The sequence below is a fragment of the Neisseria sp. P0001.S007 genome (assembly GCF_051963655.1).
In the GTDB taxonomy this organism is placed as follows: domain Bacteria; phylum Pseudomonadota; class Gammaproteobacteria; order Burkholderiales; family Neisseriaceae; genus Neisseria; species Neisseria subflava_A.
Genome location: NZ_JBQCUB010000002.1, coordinates 222,696 through 236,742, shown reverse-complemented (window position 1 = coordinate 236,742; position 14,047 = coordinate 222,696). Strand labels below are relative to the sequence as shown.

General features: G+C 49.9%; 10 protein-coding genes. 3 read left to right on the top strand and 7 right to left on the bottom strand.

The window, feature by feature from the left end; genetic code table 11:
• Window positions 1-223: 223 nt before the first annotated feature.
• From ACTHRE_RS03485 to ACTHRE_RS03465, 5 genes are all read right to left on the bottom strand, one after another.
• Entirely contained in the window at window positions 224-916 is a 693-nt protein-coding gene (locus ACTHRE_RS03485) for an ATP-binding cassette domain-containing protein (RefSeq protein WP_009310824.1), read from the bottom strand.
• Window positions 916-1,713: an ABC transporter permease gene (locus ACTHRE_RS03480; RefSeq protein ID WP_003686099.1), complete on the bottom strand. Its 798-nt coding sequence runs from the start codon at window positions 1,711-1,713 to the stop codon at window positions 916-918. The genes ACTHRE_RS03485 and ACTHRE_RS03480 overlap by 1 nt, the downstream gene beginning before the upstream one ends.
• Before the next feature lie 188 nt (window positions 1,714-1,901).
• Window positions 1,902-2,909, bottom strand: a complete 1,008-nt coding sequence (locus ACTHRE_RS03475; protein WP_440344832.1) for a hypothetical protein — start codon at window positions 2,907-2,909, stop codon at window positions 1,902-1,904.
• 433 nt (window positions 2,910-3,342) lie between these two features.
• Window positions 3,343-4,320 (bottom strand): ABC transporter substrate-binding protein, encoded by a 978-nt coding sequence (locus tag ACTHRE_RS03470; protein ID WP_377072158.1) that lies wholly within the window; start codon window positions 4,318-4,320, stop codon window positions 3,343-3,345.
• Between the two features lie 57 nt (window positions 4,321-4,377).
• Window positions 4,378-6,297 (bottom strand): TonB-dependent receptor, encoded by a 1,920-nt coding sequence (locus ACTHRE_RS03465; RefSeq protein ID WP_377072159.1) that lies wholly within the window; start codon window positions 6,295-6,297, stop codon window positions 4,378-4,380.
• A gap of 323 nt (window positions 6,298-6,620) precedes the next feature.
• Between ACTHRE_RS03465 and fumC the strand changes: the two genes are divergently transcribed.
• Complete coding sequence (gene fumC / locus ACTHRE_RS03460) at window positions 6,621-8,009, top strand: class II fumarate hydratase (RefSeq protein WP_377072161.1); 1,389 nt, start codon at window positions 6,621-6,623, stop codon at window positions 8,007-8,009.
• Between the two features lie 50 nt (window positions 8,010-8,059).
• On the opposite strand, the gene ACTHRE_RS03455 is transcribed toward fumC, so the two are convergent.
• The gene (locus ACTHRE_RS03455; protein ID WP_377072163.1) at window positions 8,060-8,584 is read right to left on the bottom strand and encodes a hypothetical protein; all 525 of its coding nucleotides are present in this window, start codon (window positions 8,582-8,584) and stop codon (window positions 8,060-8,062) included.
• 167 nt (window positions 8,585-8,751) lie between these two features.
• Complete coding sequence (gene argH / locus ACTHRE_RS03450; protein ID WP_377072165.1) at window positions 8,752-10,131, bottom strand: argininosuccinate lyase; 1,380 nt, start codon at window positions 10,129-10,131, stop codon at window positions 8,752-8,754.
• A gap of 92 nt (window positions 10,132-10,223) precedes the next feature.
• Here argH and ACTHRE_RS03445 point away from each other — a divergent pair, with 92 nt between their 5' ends.
• Window positions 10,224-11,261 (top strand): sensor histidine kinase, encoded by a 1,038-nt coding sequence (locus ACTHRE_RS03445; protein WP_049331614.1) that lies wholly within the window; start codon window positions 10,224-10,226, stop codon window positions 11,259-11,261.
• A gap of 200 nt (window positions 11,262-11,461) precedes the next feature.
• On the top strand, window positions 11,462-14,047 hold the full coding sequence (gene acnB / locus ACTHRE_RS03440) for a bifunctional aconitate hydratase 2/2-methylisocitrate dehydratase (protein WP_377072167.1): 2,586 nt from the start codon (window positions 11,462-11,464) through the stop codon (window positions 14,045-14,047).

Sequence of the window (14,047 nt, the reverse complement as noted above, 5' to 3'; positions counted from 1 at the left end):
TTCGCTAAAGAGGCAAGCCTGCGGCTTGCTTACCCTCTCCCTAGCCATCTCCCACGGGGAGAGGGAATTGGGCTGTCGAGCCTGAACATTTTCAGGTTTACCTGACATCTGATTCCCAATTCTACGGCTCTCTGATTTTGAGAAACCTGATCCCCTTTCCCCGTGGGAGAGGGTTAGGGAGAGGGCAACGAACCGCAAGGTTTGTCAGAAATTTAAATTCCTATCACTCATAATAATGAATCCCCTGAAACTCTCTTGCCACCACGGCTTCTTCAAAAGCCGAATCGCGTTCGGACAGCGGCGTAGGCAGGGTAATCACGTTTTGCACGTTCATGCCCTTAGTGGAAAGCAGCATGATTTCATGGCTCAGGCGTGCGGCTTCGAAGCGGTCGTGCGTTACCAGCATACACGCCATGCCCTGCCGCTCGATTTTTTCCACCAGCATGGCGACCAAAATATCGCGCAAATCGCGGTCCAAACCGACGAACGGCTCGTCCAGCAAGGCAAGGTCGCAGCCGCACAGCAGCAGGCGCAAAAATGCTACCCGTTTCGCCATGCCGCCGGACAATTCGGTCGGATATTTGTTCAAATCGCCCGCAGTCAGCCCGACTTTCGCCGCCAGCGCGATGATTTCGCCTTCATCGGGTTTGTCCATAAAAATAGCGATATTCTGCATCGCGGTCAAGTTTCCCGGCAGGCGGTTTTCCTGAAACAGAAAACCCGTTTTGCGGAAAGTATTGCGTATTGTGCCCGATTTCGGCGTTTCCAAGCCCGCAATCAGCCGCAAAACCGTCGTCTTACCGCAGCCGCTCGGCCCGAACAAGGCTTTCACTTCGCCGTGTTGCAGGTTCAAACTGAAATCGCGCACGATGGGGTCGCGGAGAATTTCAAAACGCACGTTTTCAAGACAGAGCATCATCTCCTCCACGGCATAAACAAAATTTCCAAAGGCTTGGTAATCAGGTATTCAAACAGCGACACAAACACGATAACCAACACCACATAAGCCATCACCGTCGAAGTCTCCAGCATCGCCCTCGCGTCCGCAATCCGCGCGCCCACGCCTTCGCTCGCGCCCAAAAGTTCCGCCATAATCACCACCTTCACTCCCATTGCCACCGCAACACCAATACTGGAAATCACATAGCCCGTCAGATGCGGGATATACAGATAACGGATTTTTTTCAGACGGCCTAATTTATAAGCGTCAAACAACTCCTCATGCTGCTTGTTCACGCTCGCCATCCCGACCGCCGCACTCGCAAACGTCAGCGGCGCAACCAACACAATGATGGTAAACAACACGCTCGGATTGCCAAATCCGAACCAAAACAGAGCCATCACCACCCAAATAATCGGCGGCATTGCCAACAAAATCGTAATCACAGGCTTAAGCAACGCCATCGCCGTCTTAAAACTGCCTGCCACCAGCCCCGCCGCCAATCCCGCCGCCAGCGCAACAGAAATCCCCACCACCGACCGCCACAGCGAAATCCCGATTTCGTTTTCCTGAAAATGTTTCAATAAATCCAAAGACTTTTGAAACACCTCCACCGGCGCAGGCAGCATAAACTCGCCGAACACGGCACTTCCCCACGCCCACAACGCCACCACCACCATCGCCACACTCAGACCGGCAAAGCCGCTCCAAAGGTAGTCGATGATGTAAAACACCGCAGGCTGCGGTTTGCGGATTTTGTCGGTTTTAATCATGGTTTAGGTGTTGGTTCATAGTGATGGTTTGGAGATAATAGGCCGTCTGAAAAATGGTTGATTGGGTTAGATAGAATGCCTTAACCCAACGAAACGGTTTGGTGTTCTCAAATATTGTTTTTCAGACGACCTTGGTTTGGGATTCATGGTTGGGTTACGACTGTGGCTAACACGACCTACGTTCGTTCTTAATTTAAAGAAAACTGTAAAGGCTGCGGAGCAATTACATTTTTTATGCTTTCTACTTGATTGGAATTTGTACTAATTGATACTTGGTGAGAGTCAGTAATCAAGAGCCCCGGTTGAGCAATAGGAGCAAGAGAATCAATGGCTTCTAAAACGGTTAATTCTCGTCTTTCTTCCAAGCGCTGTGCAACTATTCTGTGAGAACCAACGGAAAGATATTCTGGTTTGGGCATTTTTGCATCCCAATAAATAAAGGATTGAATAATCTGCCATGCAGAGTAAAAAATCTCCATAAAAGAACCGTCATATGGCAAAGGGCACACTACAAGGTTACGGTTTGAATCAAAGACTATTTGATCACCCTTTCCAAATGTTGAAGGAACTATACCTATTCTTAACCCTTGAGCTCCTTCTAACTGAGATTTGTTTATTTTAACGGTCGTTCCCACCCATCTATCAGTATCCCTATTTCCTAGAAATAAATCAGCCTTCCAAAGTCCAGAAATACTGCTAGGCAGTTGATCTCTATAATTCTGCCTACGAAATGCCTGCATTAAGTCTTGAATATATTGTTTTAATTTTGGTGGTTGTGCCTGCGCTCCTGTTAAAATCCTAGAATTATCAGTGAGTAAATCATCTGCATTACCAATAAGCTGCAAAGCTCCGGTTTTTTCTACCCCAAATAAAATAGATGCAGTATCGTTACCTGGTACACGACAAAAACGGGTCAAACTATCATGCACCCGTTCAATGATCATAGGGTCTTTTCGTTGAATTGCATCATGGACAGCATATTCGAAGCAAATGCCGCAATCACCAGACCCAGGCCTATAAACACGAGGTAGCATAAACAGTTTTAAATTATGTATACCGCCTGTTTCATTTACAACATCATTTTTTATTGCAAATAATAATCCGTGAAGAATTGGACGAATAACCGCAATCAATGCACTTACTTCATCTGCAACACGTCCTTGTTGTTGTTCTACTTGAATATTAATTGAGTTCATATTTTACTCCAGTAAATGGTAATGTTTGTCTTAATCGAGCGATGGGTTAAGCCGCTGCTTAAAAGTTCGCGGATGGCAACAATGGAGGTGAACGTTTTGGCTCACAAGCCGTTTGAAAATACAATGGGAATGCGACAACTGTTTTCTACAACCACGACGCGTCCTTGCGGATAGTTTATCCGTTATTTTTTCAAACAAAGCTCTTGGTGCAAATAGAAACCCACCCGCCGTCATTCCCGCGTAGGCGGGAATCCAGAGGTTTGACGTCGCTGCAATTTTAAAACATTACTGCAATATCTAAGACTGGATTCCCACCTGCGTGGGAATGACGGCTTTTTGTGTACTGTTCTAACTATTATCTGATAGGTCGTCTGAAAAGGGTATATTGGATTCCCTAATACTACTTCTCCCTTTTCAGACGACCTCTTTCCCTTTAAGCCAATAAGAACCCGTTATCCGGCAGCTTGCCGCCCAAAAGTTTCGGGTTGAACTGCATCAGGATTTCGTAAAACTTCAAAATCTCGTTCTTCACTTCGCTGCCTTTGGTTACCGTCAGCCGCGCGCCGTCCAAGCCCATGACTAGGGCGGGTTCGGGGGCGGGGAGGTAGTTTTTGCCGATTTTCGCGGCACTCTGACGGTTGGCGAGTATCCAGTTAAGCGCGTTTTTCAAATCCTGATGGAAGATGTCGAACTGCGCCTTGTGCGCGTGGAAATATTCTTCGTTGGCGATGATACCCGCCATCGGAATCAGCGGTTTGGTGTCAAACGCCTGCCCCCATGCTTTCACCAAATCAAAGCCGCGCACGACGTTTACGCCCATGGTTTTGCCTTTAAGTAGGCTGGCTGTTGCCATTGGTTCGGGCAGGATGGCGGCGTGGTAGTCCTTGCTCAAAAACAGTCCGACTGCTTCGGGCGGCGTGGCGGTGTAGGTGATGCCGACTTTGTGCGCGTCGATTTTCAGTTTTTTCAACAAGGCTTGCAGCACGATGTCGGGCATGTCGTTTTTAAACGGCACAAGGATTTTTTTGCCGACCAAATCCTGCGGCGAGGCAATCGCGCTGCCTTTGCACATCAGCTGTGTGATGCCGTTGGTCAAAATATTGACCATGCCGACTTTCTGCCCTTGGTTGCGCAGGTTCACGCCGACATTGCTCGGGCTCATCATGACTTTAAATTGTCCGCTTGCTACGCCTGCGCGCAGTTGGTCGGGCGAACGCCAAATTTTCAGCGATACATCCGCCTGCTTCGCCAGCTTGCCTTGCAACGCCGCTACTGCAATGGTAACGCTGGGCATTGCCGGTGCGCCGTATACGGTAAATTGTTCTTTACCAGCTGCCAACAATGAAGGCGAAACGCCTGCGGCTGCCAGCGCGGCGGTCATTTTTAAGAAATCGCGTCTTTTCATGTCCATTTTTTATCTCCTAATTCTTAATAAGCCAGTGTAGGCATTCTTTCAGACGGCCTGATTTTAAAAAGCCGCATGCAAACTCAACCAATATGTCCTGCCCGGTGCATACACCACACTGGGCGACAGGGCGAGGACGTGGTCACCGCTGATGTGTTCGGCGTATTTTTTGTTGAACACGTTGTTCACGCCCAAGCGTAAGCCGTATTTGTCTTTGATGTTTACGCCTGCATACACGTCGGCAACGGTAAAGCCTTTGGCGGCTTCGCGTTTGTCTATGCCCAGACCGCTTGCCGTGTCAAAATCGCCGCGCGTTTGTTTGGCGACAAAGCGTGTTGCGGCGCCGATGTTGTAGCTGCCGTGGGCAAAGTAGTTTTTGTAGTCGGCTTGGACGGCGGCTTCAAACGGACGGATTTGATAGAGCGGCCTGCTGTCGGTTTCGTTGTGTCCGTAGTTGTAGGTGGCTTTGATGCCTGCCGCCCAATGCGGATTGAAGTTGTAACGTGCGTAGGCCTGCGCGGTAAACAATCGCGCGTCCACGTTGCGTGTGATGATGCCGCCGCCTTTGGATGAGATACCGCTTTGTCCTCGTGCGCGGTCAAAAATAATCAGGTCTTTGACTTTGTCTGCTACAAGTGTGCCGCCTACGTTCCAGCCTGAGCCTGCCAACGAGTTCATGTAGCCGTTGTAGTAGTCGTTGCGGCTGTCGGCGGTGAGCTTGATTCGGTTGTGTTTTTCGGTTTTCAGCAGGGGATTGCCTGCGATGGCAGCGGCTGGGTTTTGGTTCATCAACGCGCCGTTCATGCGGTTTTGCACGATGGCGGCAAGCGAGTTGAAGCGTTCGGTGTTGTCGCCGATGCGTTCCAAATGTGCGAGGGAAACGCTGTATTTTTGCGTTTCAGACGGCGTGAAATCGTATTTGAGTTCGCCTGAGAAGGCATGACGGCGCACTTTGCCGTTGAAGTCGTAGCCGTAATGGGTTTTCCAGATTTGTTGTGATGAGGCGAAGGCAAGGTTGCGGTTCATCGGATGGGCGGGTTGCGCCGTATTTTTGCGAACGTCCGCTTCGTTGATTTCGTAGCTTAAGCCCAAGCCCAGTTTGTGTTGGTCGTCAAACTTGTAAGACAGGGTATCGGCAATGCGCCAGCGGTCGATGTGCACATCGGCGAAACGGTAGCCGTTGAGGAAGTCGCGCATGGCGGTGTGGGCGTTGCGCTCGCCGTTTTGGCTGTCGTTGCGGTAGCTGACGGCGGCGGTGTTGTGGAATTTGCCGAAATCTGCGTCGTGTTTGAGCGAGAAGTCGTACACTTTGCGGTCAAGCTCTACGAACACTTGCTGCGGAGTGTTGTTTGGGCGCAGGGAGTAATTGTCGGCATGGCGTTTGAGTTTGATGACACCTGCTTCCGCGCTGACCGTATTGCTCAAATCGGCATTGCCCCAACGCGCGTTGAGTTTGGCGATGTGGCGTTCGGTATCCAATGCGTCGTTGACGAACTGCGGCTGGCGGTCGTTGTTGATGTCGTCGTGTAGGTAGGTGAGGCGGTATTCCTGGTTTTCAGACGGCACGAAACCGAGTATCAAAGCTTGATTGAAACGGCTGTATTTCCAATCGGTCTGATTGCCGTCGCCGTCTTTGTAGCCGTTGGCCTTGGTGTGATTGAGGTTGGCCACGCCGTACACTTTTGCCCCACGCGCTTGCGCGGTAACGGAGTTGTAAAAGCTTTTGCCGTAAAAGCCGCTGTTTGCTTTCAACGGACGGAAGGCTTGGTCTATGTTTTCGGTAACAAAGTAATGATCGCTGCGGTCGGTGCGATCGAATTGGTTTTCGGGGAAATAGCCTTGTGCTGAGGTCGGTGCAATCGGTTTGGGAGGGGAGAAGGTTTTGACAGGCTGGATTTCATCAGGGTCTGCCAAGGTCTCGGCAAAGCTGTTTGCGGCGGCAAAACTGCTCATTAACAAGCAAATCAAATGGTTTTGTTTCATGATTCATATCCTGATAATCATTTTTATTTATTATGCTCTTAGAGAGAAACAAAGTAAAGAAACGATAAAGTGTCTGAAGCCGATAAAACTTTATTGTCGGTAAGGAAAGCTTTAGTCTTGAACACAAGCCGATACGGGCTAAAAACTTTTAGAAGAGGGGAGTGTTAGCGAGGTTTATATTTAAGTTTCATCTTGTGTTTGTGTTTTCCGTTTATAAAGCAGATAGGCCGTCTGAAAAAATATCTCTCTTTTCAGACGGCCTATTGCTGGTTATAATAATTTTACGAATCATTATTATTTCTATTTTAATATAGGAGAAACGCATGAGTACCCGTACCGAACACGACACCATGGGCAATGTCGAAGTCCCATCCGAAGCCTATTGGGGCGCGCAGACCCAGCGCAGCCGCAACAATTTCAAAATCGGCGGCGAAACCCTGCCACAGCCGTTGATTTACGCTTTGGCGCTGGTGAAAAAAGCCGCAGTCGCCACCAATGTTTCCCTCGGCAGGATTAAGCCCGAACAGGCGGATTTGATTACGCAGGCGGCGGATGATGTGTTGAACGGCAAGCTTGACGGGCAGTTCCCATTGGTAGTGTGGCAGACCGGCTCCGGCACGCAATCCAATATGAACATGAACGAAGTGCTGGCAAACCGTGCCAACGAAATCGCCGGTACAGGCTTGGCGGCGTATCAGCCCGTCCATCCTAACGACCATGTAAACCATGCGCAATCGACCAACGACGCGTTCCCGACCGCCATCCACGTCGCCGCCGCGATTGAAATCAACCGCCATCTCATCCCTGCCGTCCAAGCCTTGCGCGATACATTGGATAAAAAAGCCCAAGCTTTCGCCCCTATCGTCAAAATCGGCCGCACCCATTTGCAAGACGCGACGCCGCTGACTTTGGGACAAGAGTTTTCCGGCTACGTTTCCCAGCTCGATCACGGTTTAGGCCGTCTGAACGATGTGCTTAAAGACTTGTATGAACTCGCTTTGGGCGGCACGGCGGTCGGTACGGGCTTGAACAGTCATCCCGAATACGCCGAAAAAGCCGCTGCCAAACTCGCCGAATTGTCCGGCCTGCCGTTTGTCAGCGCGCCGAACAAATTTGAAGCCCTGGGCGGACGCGATGCCGCCGTTGCCGCTTCGGGCGCATTGAAAACGCTGGCGGCAAGCCTGAACAAAATTGCCAACGACATCCGCTGGCTGGCAAGTGGCCCGCGCTGCGGTTTGGGTGAAATCAAAATCCCTGAAAACGAGCCGGGTTCGTCCATCATGCCGGGCAAAGTCAACCCGACCCAATGCGAAGCGATGACCATGGTGTGCTGCCAAGTGTTCGGCAACGACGTTACCATCAGCATGGCGGGCGCGTCGGGCAATTTCGAGCTGAACGTCTATATGCCCGTTATCGCCTACAACCTCTTGCAATCCATCCGCCTCTTGGGCGACGCGTGCAACAGCTTCAACGAAAACTGCGCCGTCGGCATCGAGCCCGTGCCGGAAAAAATCGACTATTTCCTGCACCATTCCCTGATGCTCGTTACTGCGTTAAACCGTAAAATCGGCTACGAAAATGCCGCCAAAGTCGCCAAAACCGCCTATAAAAACGACAAATCGTTGCGCGAAACCGCCATCGAATTGGGCTTGTTGACAGGCGAAGAGTTTGATGAATTGGTCGTTCCTGTAGATATGGTTCATCCGCGTTAAGCTTTAATAATGAAACATGCCGTCTGAAAATGTGTTCAGACGGCATGTTTTTATGCTGCGCTTGTCTTTTCTTCGAATAGGGCAAAAATCATTGGCGTCAGATTGACGACCATTAGAAACATTATTGAGCTCAAAAATGTACGCCAGGCGTAATGCCACGCTTCCGTTCTATCTGCTTGGGGGAGGAGCGATGCAGAATAGCGGTTGTGTAGGGTTTTTGCGGTGTCATTGTTTTCCAAATAGTCCAACGAAAGTACCAATAATTTGCCCGTGTCCTTGTGTTGTAAGAATTTGGCATGTTCAACCCAGATGCCTGGCTTGGCGTGTTCGCATAAAGATTCAATGCCGACGCAAGAGGCTAAGCTGTTTTGGTTGTTTTGCAAAATCGACAGCTCGTTTTTTTCAGCCTGCATGGCTGCGGAGGAGGTTTGATGAAGGTATACGCTCATGCCGTTGCTCTCTATTGCTTGAAAATCATGGAGCTGGCTGAATCCGCCATTTTCCCAGGCGACGAATACGGCATAGCATCCGCAGCATAGGCAGATCATGATCAATTTTAAGACAATGTTTTTCATCCTTGCTCCTTTAGTATGAAGATGGCGGCAAAGTCAGGAGGCGTGTTTTCTCGTTTGAAGGTAAGTTTAGGTTTATCTGTTTTTATTGTGCGGTTGAGTGTAACACAGGTAATCAAAAGGCCGTCTGAAAATTTTCAGACGGCCTTTTATTATGTGTTTAGATGGGTTTAAGCCAATAATTCATGCCAGCGTTTGACTTGGAAACGGACTTGTTCAGGCGCGGTGCCGCCCAAGTGGTTGCGCGCGTTTAAGCTGCCTTCGGGTGTCAGCACAGTGTACACATCGTCGGTAATCAAACCGCTGAAACCTTGCAAGACTTCAAGCGGCAATTCGCTCAAATCAACGCCTGCTTCATCGGCATGGCGCACGGCTTGGGCGACGACTTCGTGGCTGTCGCGGAAAGGCATGCCTTTTTTCACCAAGTAATCCGCCAAGTCGGTAGCCGTTGCAAAACCCTGCATTACGGCGGCGCGCATATTGTCGGGTTTGACGGTCACGCCGCGCATCATGTCGGCGTAAATGCGCAGGGTGTCGATAAGTGTGTCGGCAGTATCAAACAAAGGCTCTTTGTCTTCCTGATTGTCTTTGTTGTATGCCAAAGGTTGCGATTTCATCAGGGTAACCAGGCCGATCAGATGGCCAATCACGCGACCGGATTTGCCGCGCACGAGTTCGGGTACGTCGGGGTTTTTCTTTTGCGGCATGATGGACGAGCCGGTGCAGAAACGGTCGGCAATATCGATGAAGCCGAAACTCGGGCTCATCCACAAAATCAATTCTTCGGAAAGGCGGCTCAGATGAACCATAATCAGAGAAGCGGCAGCCGTGAACTCAATGGCAAAATCGCGGTCAGATACGGCATCGAGCGAGTTTTGGCAGATTTGCTCAAAGCCCAACAGCTCGGCGGTAATTTCGCGTTGAATCGGGTAGGTGGTACCGGCAAGGGCTGCGGCGCCGAGCGGCATACGGTTGACGCGTTTGCGGCAGTCGGCCATGCGCTCGAAATCGCGGCCGAGCATTTCAACGTAGGCGAGCATGTGATGCCCGAAGCTGACCGGCTGGGCAACTTGCAGATGGGTAAAACCGGGCATAACGGTTTCTGCGTTTTGTTCCGCCAAATCAACCAAGGCCGTCTGAAGATTTTGAATCAGGCTTTGAATAACGGTAATTTGATCGCGCAGCCACAGGCGGATGTCGGTAGCGACTTGGTCGTTGCGGCTGCGGCCAGTGTGCAGGCGTTTGCCGGCGTCGCCGATTTTGTCGGTAAGGCGGCGTTCGATGTTCATGTGGACATCTTCCAAATCCAGCGACCAGGAAATCGTTCCTTCTTTGATTTCTGCTATAATCTCGGCCATGCCCTGACGGATGGCGGAGAGGTCGTCTTCGCTCAAAACGCCCGACTGTGTCAGCATTTGCGCGTGTGCTAGCGAGCCTTGGATGTCCCATTCTGCCAGTCGTTTGTCAAAATCAATCGAGCCGGTATATTTTTTGACCAGCTCGGAAACAGGTTCGTTAAAACGGCCTGACCAGGTTTTGTCCTTGCTCATATCAGCATCCTTAAAATATAAATAAAAAACAGGGTCTACGTCTTCAATATAGCAGACCCGTCTATACATTATGAAAGAAAACGGTTGAAATCATGTCTATTATACGTCAAATAAACCAGAATTTCGCAGTGCCGGATTTGCGCAATTCCGCAACTCTGGTGCGCCTGCTCATTGTTTTGTTAATCAGTTTGTTTATCTTTCCGTTGATGACGGTATCGGGTGTGCCTTATCCGGAACAGATTTTCCAACATTTTTCATGGGCTTGCCCCGTCATCCTCTTAATTTTACTCAAGGTCTATTTCTTACAGGCATTTGCGCCGTCCCTGCTTCGCTCACAGTATAGCGTTGTGGTTTCCTACGTTTCCAACCTGCTGATTTTCTTGTTTGTCGATTTAGTGATTTTGAAGACAGAAATTTGGCCGCTGATTCAACACTTCTTCTTGCTGACCTTTTTTTGTTTCAGTTTCATGTACATCGAAGCGGCCCGCCGCAACAGCCTCGCGCCTTCCATTTCCGAAGCCAGACTGAGCGCGTTGACAGCGCGTATCCGTCCGCATTTCTTGTTTAACAGCTTGAATGCCGCCATCAGCTTAATCCGTCTGCGTCCGTATGATGCGGAAACTTTGCTGGAAAATCTGGCCAACTTGTTCCGTGCGCAACTGCGCGACGGTAGTCAAAACAGCACCTTAGGGCAGGAAATCGAGTGGGCGCAGGAATATATTGCCATCGAGCAAATCCGTATGGGACATATGCGCGTACAGGTTATGTGGCAACACCATGCGCCCGATGATGCCGAAACGCCACATCTGTTGTTGCAACCGCTTTTAGAAAATGCCGTATTTCATGGTGTCGAATCTATCCACCGTCCAGGGATAATTACGGTATTAACAAAATTGGAAAAATCATCTATTTTCATCAGTATCGAAAATCCGTGCGGAACGGAACCTAACGAAAATACCAAGCCGCATAAAGGAAATTCTATGGCTTTGCGCAATTTGAAAGAGCGCTTGACTTTGATGTATGACACCGACGCGAAAATCAGAAACATCCAATCAGACGGCCTGTTCCGCGTTGAAATCATCTTGCCGTACCGTAAAAAATCAGCCGAAGTTTCCCGCCTGTTTGGCTAAAACGCTTAGAAGAGGGCGGCTTTGGATAGATTGGACTATTAATACATTAAACAAAATAGTTTAAATTTATTACACTCAGTAACATAACTGTTCCCATTTTTTGAAAACTGGTCTATGATACTTAAAAGGATTGTTTACAATCCTTAATTGCAAATCATTTGCAATTGTCCAGAAGAAAAAACAGAAAAAGGAACAAAGAGATGTTAGAAGCCTATCGTAAAGCCGCCGCCGAGCGCGCTGCCCTTGGTATTCCCGCCCTTCCTCTGACTGCTCAGCAGACTGCTGATTTGGTTGAGCTGCTGAAAAATCCACCTGCCGGTGAAGGTGAATTCTTGGTTGAGCTGTTGGCTTACCGCGTACCACCCGGTGTGGACGATGCCGCCAAAGTTAAAGCCTCATTTTTGGCAGCCGTTGCCGAAGGAAGCGCATCCAGTCCGCTGATTTCCCCTGAGTATGCTACCGAGCTGTTGGGCACCATGCTTGGCGGTTACAACATTCATGCACTCATCGAACTCTTGGACAACGACAAACTTGCGCCTATCGCTGCAAATGGTCTGAAACACACTCTGTTGATGTTTGACTCTTTCCACGATGTTCAAGAAAAAGCCGAAAAAGGCAATAAATACGCGCAAGAAGTATTGCAATCTTGGGCAGATGCCGAATGGTTCACTTCTCGTGCCAAAGTTCCAGAAAAAATCACTATTACCGTATTCAAAGTTGACGGTGAAACCAATACAGACGACCTCTCTCCTGCACCTGACGCATGGAGCCGTCCTGATATTCCGCTGCACGCGCTGGCGATGTTGAAAAACCCGCGCGACGGCATCACGCCTGACAAACCAGGAGAAGTCGGTCCGATTAAATTGTTGGAAGAACTCAAAGCCAAAGGCCATCCGGTTGCTTACGTTGGCGACGTGGTCGGTACCGGTTCTTCACGCAAATCTGCTACCAACTCTGTCATTTGGCATACAGGCGAAGATATTCCGTTCGTACCGAACAAACGTTTCGGCGGCGTATGCCTGGGTGGCAAAATTGCCCCTATCTTCTTCAATACTCAAGAAGACTCCGGCGCATTGCCGATTGAAGTCGATGTGTCTGCTCTGAAAATGGGTGATGTCGTCGATATCCTGCCTTATGAAGGCAAAATTGTGAAAAACGGCGAAACTGTTGCCGAGTTCAGCCTGAAATCGCAAGTATTGCTGGACGAAGTACAAGCCGGTGGCCGTATCAACCTGATTATCGGTCGTGGCCTGACTGCCAAAGCGCGTGAAGCATTGAAACTGCCTGCTTCTGCCGAATTCCGTCTGCCTCAAGCGCCAGCTGAAAGCAAAGCCGGTTTTACCTTGGCTCAAAAAATGGTTGGCCGCGCCTGCGGTTTGCCGGAAGGCAAAGGCGTGCGTCCGGGTACTTACTGCGAACCACGCATGACTACTGTCGGCTCGCAAGATACTACCGGCCCGATGACTCGCGACGAATTGAAAGACTTGGCTTGCTTGGGCTTCTCAGCAGATATGGTGATGCAGTCTTTCTGTCACACCGCGGCTTATCCAAAACCTGTCGATGTGAGAACCCATAAAGAACTGCCTGCCTTCATCTCGACCCGTGGCGGTGTATCTCTGCGTCCGGGCGACGGCGTGATTCACTCATGGCTCAACCGTCTGCTGCTGCCTGATACAGTCGGTACAGGCGGCGATAGCCACACCCGTTTCCCTATCGGTATTTCTTTCCCTGCAGGTTCGGGCTTGGTTGCTTTCGCAGCAGCTACCGGCGTAATGCCGCTCGATATGCCTGAGTCCGTATTGGTACGCTTCAGCGGCAAACTGCAACCGGGTGTGACCCTGCGTGACTTGGTGAACGCCATTCCGCTGTACGCGATTAAACAAGGCTTGCTTACTGTTGCCAAAGCCGGTAAGAAAAACATCTTCTCCGGCCGCATCCTCGAAATCGAAGGCCTGCCTGATTTGAAAGTGGAACAAGCCTTTGAATTGACTGACGCGTCTGCCGAACGCTCCGCTGCTGGCTGTACTGTGAAGCTCAACAAAGAGCCGATTATCGAGTACATGAAATCCAATATTGTGTTGATGAAAAACATGATTGCTAACGGCTATCAAGATTCGCGCACTTTGGAACGCCGTATCAAAGCCATGGAAGCATGGTTGGCAAATCCTGAATTGCTCGAAGCGGATAAAGATGCCGAATACGCCGCCGTGATTGAAATCAACATGGACGACATTAAAGAGCCGATTATTGCTTGCCCGAACGACCCTGACGACGTGTGCTTCATGTCTGAACGCTCCGGCACCAAAATTGACGAAGTGTTCATCGGTTCTTGTATGACCAATATCGGTCACTTCCGTGCCGCCTCCAAACTCTTGGAAGGCAAGAGCGACATCCCGGTACGTCTGTGGATGGCGCCTCCAACCAAAATGGATGCGAAAGAGTTGTCTGACGAAGGTCACTACGGTGTACTCGGCCGTGCAGGCGCGCGTATGGAAATGCCGGGTTGCTCATTGTGTATGGGTAACCAAGCACAAGTACACGAAGGCGCAACTGTAATGTCCACTTCTACCCGTAACTTCCCGAACCGCTTGGGTAAAAACACCTTTGTTTACCTCGGCTCGGCTGAGTTGGCGGCAATCTGCTCCAAACTGGGTAAAATCCCGACTGTTGAAGAATACCAAGCCAATATCGGTATCATCAACGAGCAGGGCGACCAAATCTACCGCTACATGAACTTCAACGAAATCGACAGCTACAACGAAGTAGCCGAGAAAGTGAATGTTTAA